Source organism: Marinobacter sp. (assembly GCF_046484525.1).
Taxonomy (GTDB): Bacteria; Pseudomonadota; Gammaproteobacteria; order Pseudomonadales; family Oleiphilaceae; genus Marinobacter.
Genome location: NZ_JAWOIS010000042.1, coordinates 36,143 through 61,637, shown reverse-complemented (window position 1 = coordinate 61,637; position 25,495 = coordinate 36,143). Strand labels below are relative to the sequence as shown.

Here is a 25,495-nt window from a genome sequence, read left to right as displayed (position 1 = left end):
ACAATCACGCCACGGAACTCACTTGTATGGATCACTAGCCGAGCCGAACATGCCACCACACATGCCCCACGCCCAGCCCTCGGGTGTTCAGGAAGACAAACGCGCACTCTGGTCCTGGGCGCTGTATGACTGGGCCAACAGTGCCTTTTTCACCATCATTCTCACCTTTGTCTTTGCCCAGTACTTCAGCGTTTCCGTGGTGCAGGACAAGGTCGCGGGCACCAATGCCTGGGGCAACATCGTGGGCATCTCCGGTGTGTTCATTGCGATCCTCGCGCCGATGCTGGGGGCCATTGCAGACCAGTCAGGGCGCCGTAAACCCTGGTTGATCAGCTTTACCCTGTTGTGCGTGGTGTCTTGCGCCATGCTCTGGACCGTTACACCGGATCAGGACCAGTTCTGGAACGCTGCGTTATGGGTGGGCCTGGGCACCCTGGGCGCCGAGTTCGCATTCATTTTCTACAATGCCATGCTACCGGATATGGCCAGTCAGGAGCGCACCGGTCGTTGGTCGGGCTGGGCCTGGGGGCTGGGTTACGTGGGCGGTGTCACAAGTCTGGTAGTCGCTTTGTACGGCTTTATCGAGACCGACGCCAACCTTTTCAACCTGGACCGGGATCAGGCCGAACACGTGCGGGCGACCTTCGTGCTCGTGGCTGTCTGGTATCTGGTCTTTGCGTTGCCGGCATTTCTCTTTACCCCGGACCGGCCACCCACTGGCCTGCGCCTGGCGGCGGCCACCCGTGCCGGGTTTGTGCAACTAAAGGAGTCTATTGCCCATGTCCGCCAGTACAAGGACATTGTGCGATTCCTGATCGCCCGTATGCTTTACACCGACGGTCTGGCGACCATCTTCACCTTCGGGGGCGTTTACGCCGCGGGCACCTTCAACATGGCGCCCACGGAAGTCCTGAAATTTGCTATTGCCCTGAACGTGACGGCAGGTCTCGGTGCACTGGGCTTTGCCTGGATTGATGACGCCCTTGGCGGGCGTAACACCATTCTGCTGGCATTAGTGGGGCTGGGCAGCAGTGCCCTGGCTATCCTGCTGGTAGACAGCGCCACCGCTTTCTGGGTGTGGGGCATGATTCTGGGGATTTTTGTGGGGCCGCTGCAATCAGCCAGCCGGTCACATCTCGCCCGCGTGGCACCGCCTCACCTACAGACGCAGATGTTTGGCCTGTTTGCCTTTTCCGGAAAGGCTACGGCTTTCGCAGGCCCCTTGCTGGTCGGCGCGGTGACCGCACTGACCGATAGCCAGCGTTGGGGCATGAGCACTATCCTTGTATTCCTGCTGGTAGGCTTCGTGCTGATGCTGAAAGTTCCGGCGACTGAGGCCCGGAAACCCGGCTGAGGGGAATGTCATGGCAAGGCCAACCGGAAATCCCGGTAATCGATGGACCACGTTTCTCGCCCACCTGTTCCTGGTCCTGGTGGCCTGGACCATCTTCATCAAATACCTGTTCCCGATCGGCTTCGCCCTGGCCAGCGGTGAGGCGTGGACAACTTATATCTACTGGGACCTGTGGCCGGTCGCTCACCTTTGGTTGGCCTGGGCTCTGCTGGCGCGCCCAGGGTATACGCGGGCCCTGGCTATGGGTATGTCTGTGATCGAAATCCTGATCATCGTCACCCTGTTCGCCTGGTTCCTGGCGGACCCCGAATGGTCCATCTGGCGCACCAACTGGTTTGTGAACAAGGTGTTCGTGCTTGCCGGGTTTTTCCTTGTGCTGGGCACCGCGCTGTTTCGGCCGCACGCACTGAAGTCCTAGTCCAGCTCCCTGATACATACCATATCTGCATCGCTGGAAAAGTATTCAGGATCTGGTGACTTGGGATGCATGGCCATAAGCCGACTGTATGGCCCAGTTACGTCCTGCCATTTTCACTGGTAGCTGGAAGACATGATGAGCGGTCGAGCCGAACGGATCGACCGCAGAGTCCACATACTCGTACTGATCAGGCATTGACTTGCCCGGGCGGGCAACAATGAAGCGTCTGGTTGTGGCTTTTCCTGAAGCTACCGGAGACTGCTCTACCCAGAGATACACGCCTTTGGCGCCCACGAGATACTCGCAGAACACCACCTGAAAATCCGGCATAAGTTTGAGCGCTGTTGGTTCCTGTCCAAAGCAGAGCAGGTACTTGTCGATGGTCTTCATGAGTCTCGCCTCCTTTTGGTCTGTTTACCATCATTACGGTTTGGCGAGGCGAAGAACATCAGGCTTTTTGGGCTTTATTCTCTGTTTTTTTCGATCAAAGAAAAGTCATTCTGCCCGGGATGGCGAGTAAAAAAGGTCAGAGTACTTCCTCAAACAAACGCCCCAGCCCGGCTTGGGGCGTCAGCTTCCCGCATAAGCGCAGAGCCTCCCAGAAACTGACCTGGTTCGCTGTCAGCACCGGTTTGCCGGTGGCTTGCTCCAGGTCGGTCAGCCAGGCGGCTGAATGGAGGGCGGTGTCGGGGATCAGCAGTGCGTCCGCGTCCTCGCGGGTATTCGCCACAGCGAAGTCGATCACTTCCTCTTTTCCAAGAGTGCCAACCTCGGCGGCGGTCACAATGCCACGGCTGGAAAGATGCACTACGTCGATGTCGAAGTGATTGAGGAACTGTCGGAATCGCAGCGCTACGTCTTCCGGATAGGTGGCGGCAATGGCAACTTTTTTCGCGTCGATTGCGGTGATGGCCCGGGCAAACGCCATGGCGGTTGTGGATGCCGGAACGCAGAGGATTTTCTCAAGAGCGTCGATCTGCTGGCGGATGCCGTCCAGTCCAAGTACGAAGCTGGCGCTGGTGGACGTCCACATGACGGATTCAATCCCTGAGCCGGCCAGGGCTTCAGCGCCTTTCGACAGGTGCCCGATACTGCCCATTTCACTGAGCGCCTTGATGGTATGGGCGTCTTCAAGAAACCCTGTGTGGATCAGATGGACCTCGGCTGGTGGGTCGATCATTCCGCCCATCAAGGGGTAGTCGTCCTCGGCTGCATGGCCGGGGTAAAGAAAACCGAGTCTTGCGGGAGGTAGTGTCTGGTCCATTGCTGGCATCGCATGCGTGTCGGCGCAGAGGTGATTGTCTTTGCCAGTTTGCGCGACTGTCTGTGCGGGCGTCAATTCTGTCTTTTCGGGCCTTTGTCCTGGCAGATTGGAACATAATCCAGTCTGCCACGTTGTTCCTGGTTGGTTTCTGATGAATAAAACAAGGAGAACAACAGATGCCTTCCCTGAAGCGTCCCGGGGTGTTCAGCCCTCGCCTGATTACCGTGTTTCTTGCTCTGGCTGTTGCCGGATGCATTGAAACGACGTCCGAAAGCTCACAACCTTCCGCTCAACAAAACCGGGTGTCCCCGGATCAGGCCTGTGCATATCCGGGCAATGGGGCACCTCCTCAATGTGAGGCTCCGCCCGTGTCCTGTGCCGAGGATACCCCCAGGGACGGTGGCCGAAGTTACCCGGTAATGCTGACCTCGGCCAGTGGTGAAACCATTGCCTTTCAGGTGCTCGAGCCGATTGGCGGAATTGACTGCAAACAGGGCCACCCGTTGGTACTGCATGGTCATGGTTTCGGCGGGTCACGAAATACCGAAGGGTTTGAAAACTATCGTGAGGCCGGTTTTGCGGTCATCTCGATCGATCAGCGGGGCTTCGGTGAAAGCACCGGCACCGTTCGTGTGATGGACCCCGAGTTCGAGGGGCGTGATCTGATCCAGATTCTCGATTGGGCTGAGGAAAATCTCGATTACCTGCGGTACCGTCAGGAGCCTGATCTTCCCCGGCAACTGAATCCCAACCTTGTGGCCGGCGCGATTGGCGGAAGTTATGGCGGTGGTTTCCAGCTCCTTCTGCACGGGCAGGACCCACGCCAGAGGCTTGATGCTCTCGTTCCGGATATTACCTGGTACGATCTGCGTTACAGCCTTAATCCGGGCAATGTCATCAAAACCGGCTGGGATCTGGTCCTTGTTGCAGGCGGTGAAGCAGGCTCCACCGGGAATGGTAACGGAGGCCTGGATCCGATCATCCGCGAAATTCTGGTGCAGGGGGCGACGCTGAACCAATTCCCGGAAGCGGGCCTGGATTTCTTCTACTACCACAGCCCCGCCTATCGCTGTATGGGAGAACCGGTGTCGGTATCCGAGACCCCGGGCCTGCTGACTTACCAGATCAATCCACCAGCATATGACGTCGAACCTACGCCGTACCCGAAAGTGGATGTATTACTGACTCAGGGTATGAAGGACACGCTGTTCAATTTCAATGAAGCCTGGCGTAACTTTGAGTGCCTGAAAAGCCGAGGCGGTGATGTTCGTTTGTTGACCCATCAGTCGGGCCATATCCTGCCCGTGGAAGTGCCCGATGAGCTGCAGCCGGCTGAGTATGCGGATCCGACGGCAGGTTTGCTGGAAGTTCCTGGCTTCCAGGGTGCAGCAGGTCAGTTTGCCTGCGGGGATATTTCGATTTCAGACGCTACCCTGAATTGGCTTGAACACCACCTTCAGGGAAAACCGCTGGCAGGTTACTTTGAGGGAACCGATTCTAAAGTCTGTCTCTCACTGGCTGACGGCCAGTCTGTCATGGTGCCGATGGACGAATTTCCCGCTCCGGATCTTGAGGGTGGAGTGCTTCAGGGGGCGAAGGTCGTCGAGCGTACAGTAGTAACGGAACTGCCGGTGGCCTCCGGTTACGAAGCCGTGGCAACGGCTGCCCAACCGCCTGCGGCACTCGTTCTGGGCCAGGCAGGGGCGAACGGGGCAACACTCGGCGGGATTCCGACAGCCAGGCTTGCAGTGTCTGATCTGACGGGTCGTTCAACCTGTGAGGTGGCGCTTGATCCCTATGCCGCCGGTTGTGATCCGATTGTGTTTGTTGGCCTTGGCAAACGTGCTGACGGAGAGAGCCGCTGGCAACTGATCGACGATCAGATCAAACCTGTGCGAGGTCTCAAGGACCAGGAAATCATCGAGCTGGTCGGGGTTGCTGAGGCTCTGGCGCCTGGAGATGAGCTCGCCTTGTTGATCTACGGTTTCCATCCCCAGTACCCAGCGAGTTGGTCGCGGGATGCGTTCGTGCCCTTCGTCAATGTTGAGGGAACGGTGCAGTTGCCGGTGTTGCAGGGAGAGCTGTAAGGCACGATGGTACCCGGGCAGGGGTTCCAAGGCGGGACTGGCTTGGCCCAAAGGTGCGGAGTCTTTATCATCACGGACCACCTTCAAAAACCTGGAAGTCCGCCGATGAAGTTCCCAATGGTCACCGTCACACTGGTTTCACTTGCGCTGATCTTTGTCCTCTGGGACCAGACCCGGGAAAAGCCCGAGCCGGTAGACGCCAGCCGCTTCGTCAATCTGGCGACCGATCCGGTTCAGCGGAGCGTGGTCGTGGACTGGCTGGTCACGCAGGTTCCTGCTTTCTGTGAGCAGGCTACCGGCCAGCCTGCGGGCACGGATCTGCATTCAGGTTGCGTGAAGGAGGGCAAGGCACGTAGCTCTTCCTGTCGGCGGGCAATGAACGACCGGTTCCCGAGTATTGTGGCGTCTGATGCAGTCTTCCGGGATCTGTCGATCACCATGATGAATTGCCTGGTGCCGCAATCTGGCCTGGTCAAATGATGTTTTACATTGGAAAGATGGAGCTTTGTGGCGTTGAATTAACTTACCGGGTTCCTGGGGACTGCGGTAGCTTTGTATGTTGCCTTCACCACGGCTGCCGGGGCTGGTCCGTTTATCCGTGAGTATGAGTCTCACAGCGCATTGCTCACTCAGGAGTTTACGGTACTTTTTACCGTAATGGTGCTGTACATCGCAGCGTTTGTGCATCAGAACCGCCGGAAATCGAATGAACTTCGCGAGGCTCTTTCTGAGGTCTGGCAACTGAACCAGGCCTTGGAAGAGAGGGGGCGTCGCCACACCGAGGAGCTGTATGAGGCCAACCAGCGTCTGCAATTACTGGCGCTGACCGATGAGCTGACCGGAATTGCCAATCGGCGAAAGATGAAACGTCTTGGAGAGAATGAAGTAAAACGAAGCGAACGTAGTCAGCAGCCCTTTTCTGTCATATTGCTGGATATAGATTATTTCAAAGGCGTAAACGACCAATACGGACATGCTGTTGGCGACCGTTGCCTGCAAGAGTTTGTGCGGGCCATCGGGTCATCACTTCGATCGGTGGATCGCTGGTTTGAGGGGCGCAATCCCGAGACTAAGGGGTAACACAGGTTCCGGCCCGGCGTTCAAGAATTGCCAGGGCATCCTCCAGCCTGCCAATACCACTGATGCCACCGCTTTCGACGAAATTGCCCGCTGCCGCCATTTTGGGCCCCATGGAGCCAGCCGGCAGGTTCAGCTCGCGGGCCTCAGCGAGGGTCAGTTCGTGGACAGGGGTGGCAGTGTCTTTGCCAAAGTCCCGGTAGATGGCATCCACATCAGTGAGCAGCAGTAAGGCATCGGCCCCCAGTTGTTGGGCCAGCAGCGCGCTGGCGGCATCCTTGTCGATGACGGCCTCCACGCCAACCATGCTGCCATCGTCACGGCGAAGAATCGGAATGCCGCCGCCTCCGGCGCAGATCACGACGACGCCCTGCTCCAGCAGGAGTTTGAGCACCCGAATGTCGGGGATCTCCAGGGGGACGGGCGAGGGCACGACCCGCCGCCACTTGTCACCGTCCTGGGCTATCTGCCAGCCTGCGGCTTCGGCCCTGGCCTCTGCTTCCTTCCTGTCGTAAACCGGCCCGACGAATTTTGTGGGTTTGCTGAAGGCCGGGTCATCCTTGTCAACCAACACCTGGGTAAGCAGGGTCGCCACTGGCCGATCGTGGCCCAGGACATTTTCCAGCTCCTGCTCGATGATATACCCGATCATGCCTTCGGTTTCGGCGCCCAGTACGTCCAGCGGGTAGGCTTCGTCCGGCTTGTAGGCGGCCCCCTGCAGAGCCAGCAGACCTACTTGTGGCCCGTTGCCGTGGGTGATGACCAGTTGATGACCGGCCTGGATGATGCCGGCCAGTGCCTCTGCGGCGATCTTCACATTGGCGCGCTGGGCCTGGGCTGTCAGGGGTTCACCGCGCCGCAACAGGGCGTTGCCTCCCAGGGCTGCTACTACAAGCATGTCAGGTTCCTCCCATCAGTTGCCCAGAGTGGCGACCAGTACTGCCTTGATGGTGTGCATCCGGTTCTCCGCCTGGTCGAATACGATGGAGGCCGGGCTTTCAAAGACCTCCTCGGTCACTTCCATGGCCTCAATGCCGAACTCTGCCTGTATTTCCTTGCCCACGGTGGTTTCCGTATTGTGGAAGGCCGGCAGGCAATGCATGAACTTTGTCCGGGGATTGCCGGTTTTTTCCATCAGGGAAGCATTCACCTGATAGGGCTGCAACAGTTTAATCCGCTCGGCCCACTTTTCCTTGGGTTCGCCCATGGACACCCACACGTCGGTGTAGACAAAATCAACGCCCGCCACGGCGGCATCAATGTCTTCAGTGATCAGGATTCTGGCGCCGGTGGCACTGGCAATTGACTGGGCCTCGTTCTGAACCTCTTCTCCGGGCCAGCAGGCTTTGGGGGCACACAGGCGTACATCCATACCCATTTTGGCGCCACCAATGAGCAGGCTGTCGCCCATGTTATTGGCGGCGTCCCCGATGAAAACAAATGCCACGTCCCGCAGGGGTTTTTCCACGTTTTCCTGCATGGTCAGGAAATCCGCCAGTATCTGCGTGGGGTGGAATTCATTGGTCAGGCCATTGTAGACAGGTACACCGGCGTACTGCGCCAGTTCCTCAACAACCGCTTGGCCGAATCCCCGGTATTCGATGGCGTCATACACGCGGCCCAGTACCCTGGCGGTGTCCTTGACGGATTCCTTGTGGCCGATATGAGTGCCGGTTGGCCCCAGATAGGTTACCCGGGCGCCCTGATCGAAGGCCGCAACCTCAAACCCTACCCGGGTCCGGGTGGAGTTCTTCTCGAAAATCAGTGCGATGTCCTTGCCCTTTAGCTGTGGCACTTCGGTGCCAGCGTATTTGGCGGTTTTCAGGTCCGCGGAAAGCTTGAGCAAAAAACTGATTTCCCGGGGCGTAAAATCCCGCAGGGTCAGGAAATGCCGGTTCTTGAGATTAAAAGCCATGACTCTGCTCCTTCCTTGTCAGACTGCGTCCCGTATTGTCGGGCAGCTCATGCACCGTCCGCCGCCTCTTCCCCGACCCAATTCCGCACCGGGTATCGGAAGCACTTCGATGCCAGCCGCTTCCAGGGCGGCATTGGTGTCATCATTGCGATCGTAGCCAATAACGACCCCCGGGCTCAGGGCCAGTACGTTATTACCATCGTTCCACTGCTCCCGTTCCCGCTCCGCGGGCGTGTCACCACCGGTGGCGATTACCTCCAGGGAAGGGTAGCCAAGTACATCGGCAACAACGTCAAACAGCGGCCGGGGATCCTGCTCAAATGACAGATGCTTGCCATCCTTGCCCGGGCGCAGGTCGTAACACACCATTTCATCGGCGACTTCCTTGAAGCTGGTCACCACGTTGCCTCCACAGAAGGTGAATACGGTATCGAGGTGCATGGCTGAGCGGGTTTTGGGAATCTGGCAGGCAATCACGCGCTCCGCGATTCCGCTATCAAAGAGGGCCTTGGCCAACTGACCGATGGCCTGGGGTGAAGAACGCTCACCCATGCCAACCAGGACCGCGCCATTGCCTACCGGCATGATGTCACCCCCTTCCAGGGTAGCCAGAGCATGGTCCTTGAGGGGGTCACCCCAATGCACGTTAACCTTGCCGGCGAACGCCGGGTGGTAACGGTAGATTGCGCTCATCAGCAATGTTTCCGGCTTGCGCGCGGCCCAGTACATGGGGTTCAGAGTGACACCGCCATAAATCCAGGCGCTGTTGTCCCGGGTGAACAAAAAGTTCGGCAGCGGTGGAAGTACAAATCCGTGAGGCCCCAGGTGGTTGCCAAACAGCCCGGCAGGGTCGAAAGGCAGGTCTCCCACTTCCAGCCCGCCAATCAGGAATTCTGCCAGGGTCTGGCCCGGAAGCCCGTCCATCCAGGCGCGGAGGTCGGATACCATGCCCACGCCAATATGATTCCAGGTAATCCGGTGGTCGAGAATCCAGGCCCGTGCTTCGGGAATATCAAGGGTTTCTGCCAGCAGTTCGTTAACATCCAGCACGTCCACGCCCCGGGCCCGCATCAGCCCGGCGAATACGTCGTGGTCTTTCTGGGCCTGCTTGACCCAGAATACATCGTCAAACAGCAGTGCATCACAGTTGGAGGGTGTCAGTCTCCGATGGGCAAGTCCCGGGCGGCAGACGATGACCTGCCGGAGGGTGCCGGTTTCGGAGTGAACGCCAAGAGTGTTCTCAGCCATGTCGCAGTCTCCTTTGCCGTGAGTCAGAGAAACGCACCGATACTGATGACCACACTGATGAACACCGTGAGGATCAGTAACAGGGGCCAGATAAAAGCCAGCCAGCGGTCGTAGGAGACCCGGCCAATGGCCAGGCCACCAACCACCACGGCGAAGGTCGGGTTGATCAGGTTGACCAGTCCGTTGGCTGACTGGTAAGCGGTGACTACGAGATCACGCCCCACGTTGGCGAAGTCCGCCAGCGGCGCCAGGATAGGCATGGACAGCACCGCAAGACCGGATGAGGACGGCACAAAGAAACTCATGCCCACTTCCAGCCAGAACATCACGTTGATAAAGGCCAGTTCCGGCAAGCCACCCAGGGTGGTTTCCGCGCTATGGAGAATGGTGTCGGCAATCATGCCCTGTTCCATGATCACCACAATGCCCCGGGCCAGGCCGACGACCAGCGCCACGCCCAGCAGGTCGCGGGCACCGTCCACAAAACTGCCGGTCAGCTTCTTCTCGCCCAATCGGGCGACCAGACCGATCACGATGGCCGACCCCAGGAAAAGCGCACCCATTCTGGCCATCCACCAGCCCTGGGAGGAGACACCCCAGATCATTACAGCAAACGTTAGTGCGAAAATAATCAGGGCGATTTTCTGGGTACCCGTCAGGGTGAAATCTTCAATCTCCTCATCACCTTTAAGAAAAATCTTGCGGTGGGCCTCTCTCTGTTTGGCAACCACGGAACGGGATGGGTCCGCCTTGACCCGCTGCGCGTAGCGCATAACGTAGGCGGCACAAATGATGAGGCCTCCCACCAGCAGCACGAGCCGTAACATAAGGCCATCGGTGAATGGAATTTCCGCGGCATTGGAGGCGATAACGGTGGCGAACGGGTTAATGGTCGACCCCAATACCCCGATGCCGGCGCCAACCAGGATGACAGCGACCCCGGTGACCGCGTCATATCCCGCCGAGATGATCACCGGAATGAGAATGGCATAGAACGCCAGGGTTTCCTCTGCCATGCCGTAGGTTGTACCTCCGATGGCAAAGAGCGTCATCAGGATCGGGATCATCCAGATCTCCCGGCCCTCCAGCCGGTGCATGGCACTGCGGATGCCTGTGTCGATAGCGCCGGTGGCATTCATGACACCCAGAAACCCGCCCAGGAACAGAATGAACAGGGCAACATCAATCGCGTTGGCCGCGTAACTGTCCGGATCATAAAAACCCGCCGTTGGCGCCAGCATCACGTCCACAAAACCCTGTGGGTTGGGATCGACCGTTTCATAGGTGCCAGGCACGGCAACCTCGCGCCCGACCTCTTCGTTCATGACCCGTTCGTACTGCCCTGCTGGAATAATCCAGGTGAGCGCTGCAACCAGGATGATCAGTAGAAACAGAATGGTATAGGCTGTGGGAAACCGAGTGGCCAACTCTTCTTCAGGATTCGATGCGGGTTGTTTTTCGTCTGCCATGTTGCCTCCCCTGGCTCCGTGATGAGACTGTCAACCAAACCCAGTATAGACCTCAACGTCACTTGTGCAGCACGCAATCAGGCTTTCACCTTGCCGCGCAGCGCCTTGATCTTTCCTTTTTGGGTTTTCCGGTCCACCCGACGCCGCTGCGAACCCTTGGTCGGGCGGGTCGGCCGGCGGGCCTTCTGCGGTTTTACGGCGTTCTGGATCAGCTCCTTCAGGCGCTCGAGCGCATCTTCCTTGTTCTGCTCAAGGGTGCGGAAGGATTGCGCCTTGATCACTACGATGCCGTCTTTGCTGATGCGCTGGTCGGACAACGCCATGAGTCGCTCCTTGTAAAAGGGCGGCAGGGTGGAGTGGAGAATATCGAAGCGCAGGTGAACCGCCGTGGCTACCTTGTTCACGTTCTGGCCACCGGCACCCTGGGCGCGGATCTGGGTGACCTGGATTTCCCAGTCGGCGAGTTCGACGGCGTTGGAGATTTTCAGCATGGTATGGTGATGGAGTCTGTTGGTGGTTTGGTTGTTGTAACTTTCTGCGCAGGCCAACGGGGGCCAGCTAGCTTCGGAAAAGCCTCGGATTACGCTCGATGAAACCGTCAATCCAGCGCTCGAGAAAGGATCTTGCATCCGGTTTTTTCAGGTAACGCCATCCCAGGAAAGAGATCACGAACGCGCCAATTCCATCCACGATCAGGTCCCACATGGTATCGGTCAGCCCCGAGGGGTCGCCCAGCATGGGTTTCTGCATGTTCATGCCGAAGAGCGAGTCCATGGCAAACTCGAAGATCTCCCAAAGGGCACCGACACCCAAGGCAAACAGGAAGGCAAAGAACGCCACGAAGCCGGGCTTCATGTGCACATGAATCTTCTCCGTTTCGTTCATGATATGAACCAGCAGAAAGCCGATGATGCCCAACAGGAACCCGGACATGGTATGCAGCGCCATATCCCACCACCAGAACCGGGTGTAGTAATCGCGGATCTCGCCAAGAAATAGCGAGGCAAACACAAAGGCAATGGCCGCCAATTGCAACTCCGGGGGAATGTGAATCCGGAATTGCCGCTCAAACAGCACCGGGAAAAAGGTGATCACGATGATCATGCTGGTCAGGAATGCCGTGAACCAACGTTGGCCCCAGACCGCGAAAATCGCTTCAGCCAGCAGGACCAGTTGCAGGGCAACCGTGATTCTCTGATGGGTAATTCGAATTTGCATCTGCACAAGGCTCCCGTGCTTCCCGCGACCCGTGGAGTTACCCTAACACAACAGGTTGCGGAAATGGCGCGTAAGCCGTTTGCCTCGAGGGCGCTCCGGTGGGCCAGTCAGTCAGTCGTCCGGGGTGCTGATATGGGCAACATCACAGACACTCGCAGTCCCTGGTCTTCCGGTCCGGTGCCCAGGTGGATCTCTCCTCCCATGCCCCGAATCAGGGTCCGTGCGATGGCCAGTCCCAGTCCGGCTCCCCCGGTGTCGCGGCTCCGGGATTGTTCCAGGCGGTAGAAGGGCTGGAACACGCGGTCCCGTTCCGGCTCCGGAATGCCCGGACCCTGATCGGTGATGGTGATGATGGCCTCTTTTTCAGAGGCCTCCAGTTTCACTTCGGCCGTTTGCCCATACTTGACGGCGTTCTCAATCAGGTTGCGCAGAGCACGCTTGACCGCCTCCGGCTGGCCTTGGAGAACGCACCGTGGGCTGTCTTCATAGTCCACCGCCAGGCCCATTTCCCGGAGATCATCACAGAGGCTTTCCAGCAGGGTGGCGAGGTCATAACGACGATGTTGCTCCGTGGTGCTACCCCGAATGAAGTCGAGGGTGGCTTCTGCCAGGTGCTGCATCTCTTGCAGGGAATCGAGCAGCCGGTCCCGGTCCTCGCCTTCAGGTAGCATTTCCACCCGCAGGCGCATGGAGGTGATGGGTGTTCGCAGGTCGTGGGCCAGGGCCGCCAAGAGGCGTTCCCGGTCTTCCTGGGCGCGACCCACCTGGAGCTGCATCTGGTTGAAGGCGCGCGTGACCTCGCGAATATCCTCGGGGCCGCGCTCCGGAATCCGGATTTTTTCACCGCGTCCGAAGGCATGGGCGGCCCGGCTCAGCTCGTTAACCGGTTTCAGAATGCGTCGGATCGCTAGCAGAACCGTGAGGATCAGAAGCACGGCAGTGATGCCCACACTGGTGAGGGCCGCTTTCAGCCAGAGCCAGGACGGTGCTGGCGGCTGGGCCCGGGCGTTGAACCACTGGCCCGACGACAATGCCAGGGAAACGCCCAGGATGGGCGGGCATTCGTGGCGGTCCTCCCGATGTCCACGGCGATCGTCATCGTCGTGATGCTCGTCCTTATCGTCGTGGTTCTCGCGGTCTTCATGGTTATCGTCATCCGGTTCCCGGCCCGGCAAGCATTCTGCTTTGTCCGCTTCCATGGCTGATCGTACCTGTTCACCCGTCAGGCCCAGTTCCGTGGCCAGTGGCCGGGTCATGGCTGAGGCTTCGTCGGTGGGCAGGTGAGGCGTGGGATCGATGGAAAGCTGCAGTGAAGGGCTGGAAAGTGCCCGTAGTATGCGCTCCTGACGCTCCGGATCTGTGGTGTCGAGCAGGGTGTAAGCGTCGGCTATCCGCTCAAAAACATGTTCCAGGCTGGCGCTGCGCAGGGCGCCCTGGCGTTCTCCCGCCAGAATCGCGATGGTGATGACCTGTGCCACCACCAGCACGAGGATCAGCAACAGCGCGAGCTGCCCGCCGGCACGCTGGGGCCATAATCTCATTCTCCCGCCTCTTCCACGCTGGCAATCCACTGGTATCCACCGCCCCAGATCGTCTTGATCAGTCTGGGGTTGCGGGCATCCGGATCGATTTTTCGTCGCAGCCGGCTGACATGGTTATCGATACTGCGATCGAAGGCGTCTGCTTCTCTCCCAAGGGTCAGATCCATGAGTTGGTCCCGGGATAGCACCCGGCCGGCGTGTTCCAGGAAGGCCAGCAGCAAATTGTATTCGGCGGTGCTGAGTGAAACCTCGACGCCTTCCGGGTCGACCAACTGGTGACGGTCCACATCCAGGGTCCAGCCCTCGAACGTCAGGCGTTGCCCGGCCATCGGGCTGCGCTGGGGTGGTAATGCTGTGGTTCGGCGCAGAACTGCCTTGATGCGGGCCAGAAGCTCGCGCGGATTGAAGGGCTTGGTCAGGTAGTCATCAGCGCCCATTTCCAGGCCGACGATGCGATCTGTCTCCTCGCTCATGGCAGTCAGCAGGATGACCGGTAACTCGGTATGCTCACGGAGGTAGCGGCAAAGGGTGAGGCCATCGTCTCCCGGCATCATGATGTCCAGCACGACCAGGTCCACGGAGTGGGCTCTCAGCTGCCGCTTCATGGCATCTCCGCCATCCGCCAGCAGCACTCGAAGGCCGTGCTCCTGCAGATAGCGGCCGACCAGGTCGCGAATGTCCTGATGGTCGTCGACTACCAGAATCGTGGGAGAAGCGCTCACTCATTACTCCGTCTGCTTGACTGTTGCACCGATTATAGGGGACTTGCCGGGGCACTTGGGCACGAGGTTGTCAAAAATCATCCCGATTCGGGCACTTGCGACAATTTGCGACAAACTCGGCGCCCGACCGAGACAATTCTGCGACGTTTCTTTGGTGCAATGATTCCCGACCAGCAATGACCTTTCGTCATGGGTTTCATCACAAAAGGAGTTCCACCATGAAAAAAACCACCACGATTGCCGCTCTATCCGCCGCTGCTTTGCTCAGTGCCGCACCACTTCTGGTGTCCGCGGACGATGATTACAGGGATGACAACCGTTACGAGCATCGCCGCGACGGAAAGCCCATGAACGCAGATCTCAAACAGTACAGTACTGAGGAGATGCGTATCATGGCCCATGGCCAGGCTCTGCGCCGGTTTGGTCCCGGGGTGGACGTCTCCGTGGAGGAGACCAGGGATGGTACCTATCTGGTGCAGTTGCGGGACGCCGACCAGAACCTGATCCGGGAACAGGAGTTCAACCGTTATGGTGCACCGGCTCGTGATTCGCGCCGGGACTGAGATCCGGTAGTCAGCGCGAGGGCCCGGGGAGGGCTCTCGCCACCCTGCTGAAGGAGATTGAAGATGACCGTGATGGATGTTGAGAACCGTTATGGAGCTGTTTCCCGTGCCGTGCACTGGATTATGGCGGTGTTGCTGTTGCTTATGCTTGCCAGCGAAGTCTGGTTCGAGGCATTGGAAGACAGTCTCTCGGAAGCCTCATTGATGGCGTGGCACCAAAGCCTGGGGCTGGCATTGTTCGGGCTCGTGCTGTTTCGTGGCCTGTGGCGATGGCTGAATCGTTCGCGCCTTACCCCGCCTGAGTACTGGGCGACCATGGCCAGGTTGGGACATGTCGCGCTGTACGCACTGATGATCCTGATGCCGCTGTCCGGACTGGTGACGTCGCTGGGGGAAGGGGACCCCGTCACCTTCTTTGGCTGGACGCTGTTTGGCTCGGGCCCGGAAATGGAGTGGCTGGAAGAAAGTGGGGAGGACGTCCATGAGGTTCTGGCCAACGTGCTCTGGCTGATGATTGGCGTTCACGTGGCGGCAGCGCTGGCGCACCAGTACCTGCTGGGTGACCGGATAATGAAGCGCATGGCCTGATTGTCGGGTATCGGTTTCATTGACTATGCTTTGATCAGCGGTGCAGGTTGCCCGGAAGGCACCGGCATCCCCTGAACAAAAACGCATGGAGCTAGCTGTGACTGAGCAAAGAGATGTCACCGTATTTTACGATGAACGGGTACTCAATCACGCCCCCGATGTGAATGCAGCCTTTCTTCCCGGGCGCCTGGACAAACGCGTCCGGGCGATCCTCGCGGGCCTGAACGTCCAGTGGAAATACCCTGAGCACCCCGGGCGCATTCATGCCATTCTGGATCTGCTCAAGCGTGAGCCGGTGGAAGGTGTTCGGTTTGCATCGGGCAAGGTCGCCACGCGGGATCAGCTGGCCCGTGTTCACACCACGTCTTATCTCGATGATGTATTTTCCCTTCGCAACAAGAATGCCTGGCTGGATGTGGATACCACGGCTGTATCTCCCGGTAGTATCGAGGCTGCCGAGGTGGCGGCGGGAACAGCTATTGCAGCGGTTGAGGCCGTGGTTTCAGGCAGTACCCAAAGCGCCTTTGCGCTGGTCAGGCCCCCCGGCCACCATGCAGAACCGGTGCGCGCGAGAGGCTTCTGCCTGTTGAACAACGTTGCGGTTGCGGCGGCCCACGCACTGGCCGAGCTTGACTGCGAGCGGGTGCTGATTGTCGATTGGGATGTCCACCACGGCAATGGTACCCAGGACATTTTCTGGGCCGACCCGCGTGTCATGCTGTTTGATATCCATCGGGCCTCACCTTTTTATCCGGGCAGTGGCAATTTGCAGGAGGTGGGTGCAGGGTTGGGCGAGGGTGCCACGGTGAACGTGCCCATGCCGGGCGGTGCCGGTGATGTGGCATACCTCCGGGCCTTCAACGAGATCCTTGTACCGGCCGCAGAGTATTTCAAACCTGATCTTATTCTCGTGTCCGCGGGGTTCGACGTCCACTGGTACGATCTTGCGATGAATGTGTCCTTTGAGGGCTGCGCTGCCATGACCGGTGTTCTGCAGTCATTGGCAGACCGGCTGTGTGAGGGTCGGTTGGCCTTTGTCCTTGAAGGCGGCTACAACACGGAGTCACTGGCCCATGGCGTACGCTCTGTTCTGAAGATCCTGGCCGGCGGAGCGGTTCCGGAGCCCAAAGAGTGTGGCATGGATGCGGTGGAGGAAGCCATCGCGTTTCACCTCAGTGCATTTAAAGAGGATCCCACTGGCGATTGAGCCGTTCGGATCAGTGCACTGATGACCGGGTGATGGCATCCCGGGTACCGGATCAGCGGACTGAGACCGGGTAAGGGTCATGTCCGGGGCTGCTTCCGTAGCGACGATTCCAGCTTCTTGGTGTCGGTAATATCCACCAGGGTGATGACCACGCCGTCGATGACATTATCCAGCCGCCGGTAGGGCATGATCCTGACGGAGAACCAGCGGTCATCGGTGGTGGCAATCTGTTTTTCGTTGACCGCCAGCGTGCTCAGCGTTTGCCGGGCATCTTCCTGAAGCTCCGGATAACGGAGGCTGGTGTTCAGGTCGCTGAGCGGGCGGCCGATGTCACTTTCGCGGAGGCTGATAATGGCGGTGGCGCGCTCGGTGTAGCGCCGTACATTCAGGTCCTGATCCAGGAACAGGACCGCGATTTCGATGCTGTTGAGTACATTCTGCATATCGCTCTGGGCGAGCGCGAGGTCATCCAGCTTGGTTTGCAGCTCTGTGTTAATGGTTTGCAGTTCCTCGTTCATCGACTGCATTTCTTCTTTGGATGTTGTCAGTTCCTCATTGGCGGACTGCAACTCTTCGTTGGTGGACTGAAGTTCTTCATTGGAGGCCTGCAGTTCCTCCCGGGACAGCTTGGCCTGCTGCCGCAGGCTTTCGATTTCCTGCTGATACCGCTGAATCTCGACAGCGTAGTCCGAATCGGTGGCCTGGGCGGGCTTGCGGCGCCGGGATGCAGCCGGGACAGGCGCATCGCGGAACACCACCATGGTCATGCCCTTCAGGGCATCAGGCTCATGGAAAACCTGAATGGTTACATCAACAGCCTGGGTGCCTGAGCCGGTCTGAACCAGTAGTCCGGTCAACTCCACCGGCTCCGGTTGAACCGATGCCCGTTTCAACGCGGAATACAGTGCTTCTCTCAGTCCGTCACGGGCCATGGCGTGGATGTTCCAGTTGGCCTTGCCGGCGGCGGGTTCCAGATACTTCCCGGTGCGCCCACTGATGTACACGATGTCAGCATCGGCATTGAGCACCACGGCGGCGGGTGCATAGACCTGCAGCAACACATGATCCGCAGCGGATTGCAGGGTGTTGATGGTCTCCGGTGGAGGGGCCTGGTTTGATGGCACGGGTTGCTCCTTGGACAGGGTGGACATGGGAGGAAACGATTCCAGCAGGAACTCCGAGTGGCGGATGGCGTCGTAGGGCTTGCTCCGGTACAGGCGTATTTTCGGCTTCAGGGGGGCGAACAGATGGCTCAGCCGGCCAACGGTTTCCGAACTGCCCAACATTAACAACCCGTTCGGGCGAAGGCTGTAGTGAAACAGGGGAAGTATCCGGCGCTGTAGCGTCAGGTCGAAGTAAATTAGAAGGTTGCGGCAGGCAATCAGGTCCAGCTGGGTGAACGGCGGGTCCAGGATGACATCATGGCGGGCAAACAACACCTTGTCCCGTATCGATGGGCGTATCTGATAATGATTGTCGTGTTTGGTGAAAAAACGCGCCAGCCGGGTCTCGGACACGGTGTCTTCAATACTGAGTGGGTATTGTCCTTTTCGCGCGATAGCAATGGCCTCCGGGTTGATGTCGGAGGCAAAGATCTGCAGGTCGGGATCCCGACCTTGCCCTGCCTGCTCCAGCGCCTCGGTAAACACAATGGCGAGCGAATAGGCCTCTTCGCCGGTTGAACACCCCACCACCCAGGCACGCAGCTTGAGTTCAGGCGACTGCCTGGCGAGCAACTCGGGCAGGCCCTCTTCAATCAGATAATTCCAGGTGTCAGGGTCCCGAAAGAACTGGGTGACGCCGATCAACAGTTCCCGGAATAACAGCTGCACTTCCTGTTTGTTGGCGGCCAGGAAGCGGGTGTAATCGGCCAGTTCCGAAATGCGGTGGATGGCCATGCGTCGCTCAATCCGGCGGTTCAGAGACGTGGGCTTGTAGAGCGAGAAGTCATGTCCGGTTTGTTCTCGCAGCAAGTGAAGAATCGGGTCGAGCCGTTTCAGCGAGGCGCGTGCGGTGTGGCCCTGTTCCGGACCTTGATCGGGCTCGGGAACGCGCCGGACGTAAGCCAGTATGCGAGCCGGTAATTCCCCGGCGGGTGCCACTATATCGGCGCAGCCGGCGGCAATCGCGCTTTTGGGCATGGCATCGAACTGGGCCGACCCGGGTAACTGCACCACTGACAGTCCCCCAGTGGCCTTGATGGCCTGAAGGCCGAGGGTGCCATCGGAGCCCATGCCGGAGAGTACGACGGCTATGGCCTGCTCGTTCTGTGCGCTGGCCAGGGATGAGAACAGCACGTTGATGGGGAGACGCATGCCGCGGGGTTGCGCTGGCTGGTCCAGCTTCAGGGTGTTATCCAGCACCCGTAACTCCCGGTTTGGCGGGATGACATAAATGGAATTCGCGCGAACGGGCATGTTCTGTTCGGCTTCATACACCGGCATTTCGGTATAGCGTTGCAGGAGTTCCGGCAATAGCGCCTTCTGGGTGGGGTCCAGATGCTGCACCACCAGAAACGCCATGCCGGTATTGCAGGGAGTATTCCGGAAGAAGTCTTCGAGGGATGCCAGGCCGCCTGCGGAGGCGCCAATGCCAACAATGCGCATCAGGAATTGACAGGAGGTGTCGTGGTTTCGGTCAGTATCATCAGAATGCTGTCTCCGCCGGCAGAGGGCCTTGCACTGATCGTCACCCGTCTTTGATCCGGGAGCTCAACCGAACCTTTTGCCGCATCCCGGCTGCCGGACTCCTGTTCCCCGGAGCTTGGCAACAGTGCGTTCACTGCGCCCTCCTGGCCCGATGCCAGGAGCGAGCTCATTGCTTTGCCGGAAAGCGTCCTGGCGGATTCGCCGAAAAGCACGCCCGCAGCCTGATTGCCTTCAATAATCACGCCGTCGTTAGCAATTATCAGATAAGCCACGGGAGCAAGTTCATAGAGCGACTTGTAATGGGCCAGTTCCTCTGTCAGTTCATGTTCGTTGGCCTGAAGTTGCTCAAAAAGAATATCCACCTCCACCTGATAGGTTTGGAGCTCATGGAGCAATTTAAGGGCATCGGCAGCGGATTCGGGAGAGCTCGCCCGTTGGTAAAGCAGTTGTAATGCATCCACGCTCAGTGTGCCGCCGCGGTTGGGTGGCGGGACTCCATGGTCGATCAGGTCCCTGGCGCTGCGGCGCAGCCGTTCATAGCTCTCGGCATTCGGGTATTCGCGGGTGTCGACCATAGTGCCTCCCTGACTGTGCCTTAAAAAACCGATGTCTGAGTTGCGTCAATTGAGTCTACTCCACCTTGAGACACCCGAATAGCAAGGTTGGGTGTTTTGCCAGGGGACGGTCTTGTGTGCGCTAGCGAACGGACGCTGTCCGGGCCGGGCTCTAGTGTGAAGGATAAGGAGCGTTGCCGGGCCGTTCGGGCTTGGTAGTGCACGGGCTCTTGACCTGGGCCCGGGCAGCTCCGTGGCATAAGGAGCCATGCTATGACGATGCACGTAATTCGCCGGGCCGCCGAACGTATCGGCCTGTCCACTATCATGTTTCTCGCAACACTGACCCTGGTCGCCTGTGCGTCGGCGCCGTTACCACCGACTGAGTCTTTGAATATGGCCAGAGATGCCATTGCCAGTGCTGAGCAAGCCGAAGCTCGCCGCTATGCTCCCGCGGAACTGGAAGAGGCGAACCGGCATCTCGTGGCCGCCAATCAGGCCGTCGAGGCGGAGCGCATGACCGAAGCAGATCGCCTGGCCAAGCAGGCCAGAGTGGCCGCAGAGCTGGCAATCGCGAGAACGGAAGCGGCGAAGGCCGCGGAAATCAATCGCGAAATGGAGCGAAGTGCTGAAGCACTCGAAGAAGAAATGCAGCGTCAGGGAGAACCGCAATGATCATCCTATCCTTTTTAAAACCGGTTCCAGGCGCGAAAACCGGAGCGGCAATAGTGCTTTCCTCGGTGCTACTGACGGCATGTGCCATGGCACCGATGAGCCCTGATGGTTCGGAAGATGTGCGCGCCAAGTTGACCGAACTGCAACAGAACCCAGACATGACGACTCATGCCCGCGTTGAGTTGCGCGATGCAGAAGCAGCAGTGCAGCTTGCTGAACAACCGCTGGATGATGACGAGGCGGCGTTGGCGGCTCATCGGATTTACATGGCCAACCGGATGATTGAAATCGCCCGAGCCAAAGGCGAAACCCGGCTGATGGAGGCCGAACGGGAATTGTTGGGCGAACGGCGGGATGCGGCCAGGCTGGCGGCACGAACCCTCGAGGCGGACCGCGCACACTCCGAAGCCAGCTCACAGGCAGAAGCTGCCGCTCTGTCAGCCCGGGAAGCCGAGGAGCTTCAACGGCAGATTGACACCCTCGAGGCCGAAGCAACTGAGCGGGGACTGGTCCTGACCCTGGGTGATGTTCTGTTTGCCACTGGTAGTGCTGAGATTCAGGGCGGTACTAACCAGGATCTGGAAAAACTGGTGGACTTCCTCAAGGAGTACCCCGATCGCCAGGTGTTGATCGAGGGCCATACGGACAACGTGGGCAGTGCCGCCTTCAATCAGACACTGTCACGCCAGCGGGCCGAGTCGGTCCAGCGGTTTCTGATTAACCGTGGCATCGACAGTCGCAGACTGACGGTATCCGGTTTTGGTTTTGAGCGCCCTGTCGCCAGTAATGACACTGCACTGGGTCGCCAGCAAAATCGGCGGGTTGAAGTCGTTATCGAAAACAGGGAGTAGAGGTATGCTGCGATATCGAGACTTCTTCCCGCTGGCGGCGGACAGGCAAACCAACGCCGGCCCTGGTACGGGTATTTCGCTGAGCGATACCTTGCCACTGGGTATTCTTGTGACAGACCGGGAGGGCAAATGCCTTTACAGCAATGCCGCCTATCAGAAGCTTTGTGGTTGGACTGGCGATGAGTTGATCGGCTCGCACTGGAGCGCGGTTATCCACCCGCAGGACCATGACAAGGTTGTCCGGCACTGGGATGCGGCGGTGCTGGGCCACAAGTCCTTCCTGTGTGAGGCGCGGATGAAGCGTTCGAACGGAGAGGTTGTCTGGACCCGCCGTAATGCCGCCCTGCTGGCGGATACCATGCCCGGCCACGGATACGTGCATACGTTAGAAGATATCAGCACCTACAAAGCCCATGAGCGAGCACGGAAAAAGGCCGAGGAGCAGCTATTTGAGGAAAAGGAGCGGGCACAGGTCACCCTCGACTCCATCGGTGATGCGGTGCTAAGCACTGATATCGATGGGCGGGTGTCCTACATGAATGGTGTGGCGGAGACCTTGACCGGATTCAGCCGCCAGGAGGCCATCGGGCGACCACTGAGTGAGGTTTTTCAGGTGTTGGATGCGGATTCCCACAAGCCCATGGCCGATCCCGCGCGGCGAGCCATCCAGTCGGACAGCATTGTTGCTCTGGAAGCGAACGCGCTGTTGGTGGCCAGAGACGGCGTGGAGCTTGCGATCGAAGACTCGGCAGCACCTATTCACAACCGATACGGCGTGGTTGTCGGAGCAGTGATTGTGTTCCATGACGCCCGCTTTTCCCGGGAAACCACCGCCCGCATGGCGTACCTGGCACAGCATGATGCTCTGACCAATCTGCATAACCGCAACGCCTTTTATGAGCGATTTGAGCAGTCTCTGGCGCTGGCCAGGCGGCATGGCCAACAGATGGCCCTGCTGTTTATTGATCTTGATAATTTCAAGGGTATCAATGACGTTCTTGGCCATGAAAGCGGTGACATGATCCTGATCGCACTGGCCGGCAAACTGAAGGCGTGTGTAAGAGCGACGGATACGGTCTGCCGCTATGGTGGGGATGAGTTTGTGGTGTTGTTGGGCGAAATCGCCCAACCCGATCATGCCTTTGCCGTTGCCGATAAAATTCGGGAAGCCGCTGCGGCCCCCATGGTGATCGGTGGGCATGATGTGGCGTTGCAGCTCAGCATCGGAGTCAGCGTCTATCCTGACAACGGGGAGACCGCCGATGAGCTTCTGAAAAGAGCAGATACGGCCATGTATCGGGTCAAGATCTTGAATCGGCGCCCCGTCGCCGAACACTTGCCCCCAGTTTCAGCGGGTCGATAACGACCGAACTAATCCCGGGGGTTTTGAGAGGCCAGTCGGTCGGTTTCCCGCTTGACCACGGCATAGCATTCACAGCAAAGCCCTTCGAGTGCTGACCGGTCAATTACGATTATGTGACCGCGATGATATTCGATGATGCCCAGTTTCTGAAGCTTGCTGGCGGCTTCGGTGACCCCTTCGCGACGGACACCCAGCATGTTGGCAATCAGCTCCTGAGTCATCTTCAGATGATTATCTGGCAGGCGATCAAGAGATAACAGCAGCCAGCGACACAGTTGCTGATCGATAGTGTGGTGGCGGTTACACACTGCAGTCTGGGACATCTGGGTTATCAGTGCCTGGGTGTAGCGTAGGGTCAATACCCTCACGTCGGGATTATTGTCGAACTCAACCTTGAGGTCCGGGGCGGACATTCGGTAAGCGAACCCCTTGCTTTGCACAACCGTTCGGCTTGGGGTGCTGTCTCCGCCCATGAATACTGCGATACCTGCAATGCCTTCATTGCCCACCACCGAGATCTCGGCGGACGAGCCGTTGACCATGACGTAAAGCAGCGAAATGATGCAGTCGGTTGGAAAATAGACAAACTCAATAGGCTGGCCGGATTCGTAAATTACCTGACCCAGGTCCAGTTCTACCAGTTTGAGCCGGGGAAGGATCCGTGCCTTGGCACTCTCCGGCAGGGCGGCCAGCAAGTGATTCTGCTCGGGGGCGGTAGGAGTGTCGTTCATGGTCTCCTTCCTTGAAGAGTAGTTGTTGAGTGTAGCATTCCAAACTTAGCACAAAACAATCATTCTGGCCGAATCAAATCCAGAACGAGGGGGCTAACAGGCGGCAATTCATCCCCGCACTTTTCTGCTAGTATCGCGGGCCAAAATGGATGCAGTTGTCGAATCCCTGGAGATTACAACCCGTGAAACATCCGTTTCCCTTTGCTATTGCCGCTAGCACTCTTTTGTCCGGCTGCCAGACCTCCAGTTACATGTCTTCCGCCGCAACCGATGGTGACGGCGTCACCTGCAACGAAATCTACCAGGCCTTTGATGCCTACAGTCAGGACCGGCAATCCGCCAGTGCATGGGCGCAACTGAGCCGTCTGATCAGCCCGATAGCGAGTAATTATGCCGAGATGGGTGTGAATACCGCGTCGAAGTACTACGATCAGATCAGGGCCAGTGCGAACCTGGCGCTTTCAATGCGTGGCTGTCAGCCAATACGTCAGTGAGTCCCGCAAGCGCGTTAGGATCGCCTGGCAAGGAGAGCTGCATGAGCGAGAAGCTTGCCAGTTACAAGAGAAAAAGGGATTTCCGCAAAACCGGTGAGCCGTCCGGTAACGGCGGCTTGGCCGGGAGCAGGCCGATATTTGTCATTCAGAAGCATGATGCCAGTAACCTGCATTATGACTTCCGCCTGAACATTGGCGGTGTGCTCAAGTCCTGGGCGGTTCCCAAGGGGCTGTCCACCGCCGCTGGTGAGAAACGTCTGGCCATTCGGACGGAGGATCACCCGCTGGAGTATGTGGACTTTGAAGGTATCATCCCTGAGGGGCAGTATGGCGCCGGTACGGTGATGGTCTGGGACACCGGTGCGTTTTCCTCCCTTGAAGAAGACGGTGCCGACCCGGGTACTCTTGAAAAACACCTTGAGGCGGGCAAACTCAAGATTGAGCTTGCCGGGGAAAAGCTGCAGGGCGGCTACTCTCTGGTAAGAATGGAAACCGGGGAATCCGGGGAGCAATGGCTGATCATCAAGATGGATGATAGCCAGGCAGACGCCAGGCGCAATCCGGTCTCCACCGAGCCGGATTCGGTAATCAGTGGCCGATCGCTCAAGGAAATTGCCAGGGATGAAGAGGAATCGGGCCATGCAGATAAGTCATCCCGATAAGCTGATTTTTCCGGATTCCGGGATTAAAAAGCGCGATCTGATTGATTATTTCCGGAAAATAGCACCAATCATGCTGCCCCACCTCAGGGGCCGACCTCTGACCCTCAGGTCCTTTCCCGAGGGTATCGGCGAGGAAGGCTTTTTTCTGAAGCATGCTCCAGAGCATTTCCCGTCCCACATTGAGCGCCTTGAAGTTCCCATGCGCAGCAGGGTTGGGAAAACCATGCTTATGGTTACCGCGGATAAGGCGAACGACCTGACCTGCTTCGCCAATCAGAACGTGGTGGAACTTCATGTTGCCTTGTCCCTGGGGGAGGCACTCGATCGACCTGACCAGATGATTTTTGACTTGGACCCTTCCGATAATGATTTCGAGAAGGTGCGCGAGCTGGCGCTTGGGCTCAAGTCGCTCCTGGGTCAGCGGGATTTGCCATCCTTCGTGAAGACCACCGGTTCCCGTGGTGTGCATGTCCACGTGCCACTGCGTCCGGAAGAAACCTTTGAACGGGTCAAGCCGGTGGTGCAGCGGTTAGCGGAGGAACTCCTGACCCGTTGCCCGGACATTGCAACCATGGAGCACCGTAAGGAGAAGCGGGGGAACAGGGTGTTTATCGATTACCTGCGCAATGATTACGGTATGACGGCTGTCGCCCCATACTCCTTGCGGGCTATCGAGGGAGCGCCGGTCGCTACGCCGATCTCATGGTCAGAACTCAAGGACAGAAAGACCGGACCGCAAAGCTGGGGGCTGGCCAACATATTCCGTCGGCTCGGGGCAAAAAAGGACCCGTGGCAGAATTTCAAACGGCATCGGGTGAGTTTGCCGCATGCCTGAGTGCAGGTAAT

27 protein-coding genes are annotated in these 25,495 nt (G+C 58.4%); 14 read left to right on the top strand and 13 right to left on the bottom strand.

The features are described from left to right. The first annotated feature begins 49 nt into the window (after nucleotides 1-49). Together R6W86_RS09130 and R6W86_RS09125 are read left to right on the top strand one after the other, a co-directional pair. Entirely contained in the window at nucleotides 50-1,354 is a 1,305-nt protein-coding gene (locus R6W86_RS09130) for an MFS transporter (RefSeq protein ID WP_410329051.1), read from the top strand. Between the two features lie 10 nt (nucleotides 1,355-1,364). Then, on the top strand, nucleotides 1,365-1,772 hold the full coding sequence (locus R6W86_RS09125) for a hypothetical protein (protein WP_410329050.1): 408 nt from the start codon (nucleotides 1,365-1,367) through the stop codon (nucleotides 1,770-1,772). A gap of 45 nt (nucleotides 1,773-1,817) precedes the next feature. Here R6W86_RS09125 and R6W86_RS09120 read toward each other — a convergent pair whose 3' ends face one another. Then, the gene (locus tag R6W86_RS09120; protein ID WP_410329049.1) at nucleotides 1,818-2,162 is read right to left on the bottom strand and encodes a hypothetical protein; all 345 of its coding nucleotides are present in this window, start codon (nucleotides 2,160-2,162) and stop codon (nucleotides 1,818-1,820) included. 136 nt (nucleotides 2,163-2,298) lie between these two features. Then, nucleotides 2,299-3,036, bottom strand: coding sequence for a maleate cis-trans isomerase (locus tag R6W86_RS09115; RefSeq protein WP_410329048.1), 738 nt, complete (start codon nucleotides 3,034-3,036; stop codon nucleotides 2,299-2,301). A gap of 368 nt (nucleotides 3,037-3,404) precedes the next feature. On the opposite strand from R6W86_RS09115, the gene R6W86_RS09110 reads away from it, so the two are divergent. From R6W86_RS09110 to R6W86_RS09100, 3 genes are all read left to right on the top strand, one after another. Continuing rightward, nucleotides 3,405-5,123 (top strand): CocE/NonD family hydrolase, encoded by a 1,719-nt coding sequence (locus R6W86_RS09110; protein WP_410329047.1) that lies wholly within the window; start codon nucleotides 3,405-3,407, stop codon nucleotides 5,121-5,123. A 105-nt stretch (nucleotides 5,124-5,228) separates the two neighbouring features. Beyond that, nucleotides 5,229-5,603, top strand: coding sequence for a hypothetical protein (locus R6W86_RS09105; protein WP_410329046.1), 375 nt, complete (start codon nucleotides 5,229-5,231; stop codon nucleotides 5,601-5,603). 72 nt (nucleotides 5,604-5,675) lie between these two features. Beyond that, nucleotides 5,676-6,203, top strand: a complete 528-nt coding sequence (locus R6W86_RS09100; protein WP_410329045.1) for a GGDEF domain-containing protein — start codon at nucleotides 5,676-5,678, stop codon at nucleotides 6,201-6,203. Here R6W86_RS09100 and arcC read toward each other — a convergent pair. The 8 genes from arcC to R6W86_RS09060 all read right to left on the bottom strand — a co-directional run bounded on the left by arcC (nucleotide 6,193) and on the right by R6W86_RS09060 (nucleotide 14,313). Continuing rightward, nucleotides 6,193-7,098, bottom strand: coding sequence for a carbamate kinase (arcC, locus tag R6W86_RS09095; RefSeq protein WP_410329044.1), 906 nt, complete (start codon nucleotides 7,096-7,098; stop codon nucleotides 6,193-6,195). The two genes, R6W86_RS09100 and arcC, sit on opposite strands and share 11 nt — an antisense overlap. A gap of 15 nt (nucleotides 7,099-7,113) precedes the next feature. Next, complete coding sequence (locus R6W86_RS09090; RefSeq protein ID WP_410329043.1) at nucleotides 7,114-8,115, bottom strand: ornithine carbamoyltransferase; 1,002 nt, start codon at nucleotides 8,113-8,115, stop codon at nucleotides 7,114-7,116. Between the two features lie 18 nt (nucleotides 8,116-8,133). Beyond that, entirely contained in the window at nucleotides 8,134-9,363 is a 1,230-nt protein-coding gene (locus R6W86_RS09085; protein WP_410329042.1) for an arginine deiminase, read from the bottom strand. 23 nt (nucleotides 9,364-9,386) lie between these two features. Next, the gene (locus R6W86_RS09080; RefSeq protein WP_410329041.1) at nucleotides 9,387-10,832 is read right to left on the bottom strand and encodes a YfcC family protein; all 1,446 of its coding nucleotides are present in this window, start codon (nucleotides 10,830-10,832) and stop codon (nucleotides 9,387-9,389) included. A 77-nt stretch (nucleotides 10,833-10,909) separates the two neighbouring features. Beyond that, on the bottom strand, nucleotides 10,910-11,323 hold the full coding sequence (gene arfB, locus R6W86_RS09075; protein WP_410329040.1) for an alternative ribosome rescue aminoacyl-tRNA hydrolase ArfB: 414 nt from the start codon (nucleotides 11,321-11,323) through the stop codon (nucleotides 10,910-10,912). A 67-nt stretch (nucleotides 11,324-11,390) separates the two neighbouring features. Further along, nucleotides 11,391-12,050: a hypothetical protein gene (locus R6W86_RS09070; RefSeq protein ID WP_410329039.1), complete on the bottom strand. Its 660-nt coding sequence runs from the start codon at nucleotides 12,048-12,050 to the stop codon at nucleotides 11,391-11,393. A 107-nt stretch (nucleotides 12,051-12,157) separates the two neighbouring features. Further along, nucleotides 12,158-13,591: a sensor histidine kinase gene (locus R6W86_RS09065; RefSeq protein ID WP_410329038.1), complete on the bottom strand. Its 1,434-nt coding sequence runs from the start codon at nucleotides 13,589-13,591 to the stop codon at nucleotides 12,158-12,160. Continuing rightward, nucleotides 13,588-14,313 carry a response regulator gene (locus R6W86_RS09060; RefSeq protein ID WP_410329037.1) on the bottom strand — a complete coding sequence of 242 codons (726 nt, stop codon included), beginning with the start codon at nucleotides 14,311-14,313 and terminating at the stop codon, nucleotides 13,588-13,590. Before R6W86_RS09060 ends, R6W86_RS09065 begins: the two co-directional genes overlap by 4 nt. 218 nt (nucleotides 14,314-14,531) lie before the next feature. Here R6W86_RS09060 and R6W86_RS09055 point away from each other — a divergent pair, with 218 nt between their 5' ends. The 3 genes from R6W86_RS09055 (at nucleotide 14,532) to R6W86_RS09045 (ending at nucleotide 16,671) form a co-directional block, all read left to right on the top strand. Beyond that, nucleotides 14,532-14,876: a hypothetical protein gene (locus R6W86_RS09055; protein ID WP_410329036.1), complete on the top strand. Its 345-nt coding sequence runs from the start codon at nucleotides 14,532-14,534 to the stop codon at nucleotides 14,874-14,876. A gap of 63 nt (nucleotides 14,877-14,939) precedes the next feature. Continuing rightward, entirely contained in the window at nucleotides 14,940-15,464 is a 525-nt protein-coding gene (locus tag R6W86_RS09050) for a cytochrome b (RefSeq protein ID WP_410329035.1), read from the top strand. A 97-nt stretch (nucleotides 15,465-15,561) separates the two neighbouring features. After that, on the top strand, nucleotides 15,562-16,671 hold the full coding sequence (locus tag R6W86_RS09045) for a histone deacetylase (RefSeq protein WP_410329034.1): 1,110 nt from the start codon (nucleotides 15,562-15,564) through the stop codon (nucleotides 16,669-16,671). Nucleotides 16,672-16,748: 77 nt separating this feature from the next. On the opposite strand, the gene R6W86_RS09040 is transcribed toward R6W86_RS09045, so the two are convergent. Continuing rightward, nucleotides 16,749-19,277: a chemotaxis protein CheB gene (locus tag R6W86_RS09040; RefSeq protein WP_410329033.1), complete on the bottom strand. Its 2,529-nt coding sequence runs from the start codon at nucleotides 19,275-19,277 to the stop codon at nucleotides 16,749-16,751. Continuing rightward, a complete protein-coding gene (locus R6W86_RS09035; protein ID WP_410329032.1) occupies nucleotides 19,277-19,894 on the bottom strand; it encodes a PAS domain S-box protein in 618 nt (205 codons plus the stop codon). Before R6W86_RS09035 ends, R6W86_RS09040 begins: the two co-directional genes overlap by 1 nt. A gap of 252 nt (nucleotides 19,895-20,146) precedes the next feature. On the opposite strand from R6W86_RS09035, the gene R6W86_RS09030 reads away from it, so the two are divergent. From R6W86_RS09030 to R6W86_RS09020, 3 genes are read left to right on the top strand one after another with little or no spacing between them, the layout of a single operon-like run. Next, the gene (locus R6W86_RS09030; protein WP_410329031.1) at nucleotides 20,147-20,548 is read left to right on the top strand and encodes a DUF4398 domain-containing protein; all 402 of its coding nucleotides are present in this window, start codon (nucleotides 20,147-20,149) and stop codon (nucleotides 20,546-20,548) included. Beyond that, nucleotides 20,545-21,399: an OmpA family protein gene (locus R6W86_RS09025; protein WP_410329030.1), complete on the top strand. Its 855-nt coding sequence runs from the start codon at nucleotides 20,545-20,547 to the stop codon at nucleotides 21,397-21,399. The genes R6W86_RS09030 and R6W86_RS09025 overlap by 4 nt, the downstream gene beginning before the upstream one ends. Nucleotides 21,400-21,403: 4 nt before the next feature. After that, nucleotides 21,404-22,762: a diguanylate cyclase domain-containing protein gene (locus R6W86_RS09020; RefSeq protein WP_410329029.1), complete on the top strand. Its 1,359-nt coding sequence runs from the start codon at nucleotides 21,404-21,406 to the stop codon at nucleotides 22,760-22,762. A gap of 8 nt (nucleotides 22,763-22,770) precedes the next feature. Here R6W86_RS09020 and R6W86_RS09015 read toward each other — a convergent pair whose 3' ends face one another. Continuing rightward, on the bottom strand, nucleotides 22,771-23,493 hold the full coding sequence (locus tag R6W86_RS09015) for a Crp/Fnr family transcriptional regulator (protein WP_410329028.1): 723 nt from the start codon (nucleotides 23,491-23,493) through the stop codon (nucleotides 22,771-22,773). A gap of 182 nt (nucleotides 23,494-23,675) precedes the next feature. Between R6W86_RS09015 and R6W86_RS09010 the strand changes: the two genes are divergently transcribed. Genes R6W86_RS09010 through ligD form a run of 3 tightly spaced genes read left to right on the top strand, consistent with a single transcriptional unit; the run spans nucleotide 23,676 to nucleotide 25,484 of the window. Continuing rightward, nucleotides 23,676-23,987, top strand: a complete 312-nt coding sequence (locus tag R6W86_RS09010) for a hypothetical protein (protein ID WP_410329027.1) — start codon at nucleotides 23,676-23,678, stop codon at nucleotides 23,985-23,987. 41 nt (nucleotides 23,988-24,028) lie between these two features. Continuing rightward, nucleotides 24,029-24,649, top strand: coding sequence for a DNA polymerase ligase N-terminal domain-containing protein (locus R6W86_RS09005; protein ID WP_410329026.1), 621 nt, complete (start codon nucleotides 24,029-24,031; stop codon nucleotides 24,647-24,649). Further along, on the top strand, nucleotides 24,627-25,484 hold the full coding sequence (gene ligD, locus R6W86_RS09000; RefSeq protein ID WP_410329025.1) for a non-homologous end-joining DNA ligase: 858 nt from the start codon (nucleotides 24,627-24,629) through the stop codon (nucleotides 25,482-25,484). Before R6W86_RS09005 ends, ligD begins: the two co-directional genes overlap by 23 nt. Nucleotides 25,485-25,495: the final 11 nt, after the last annotated feature.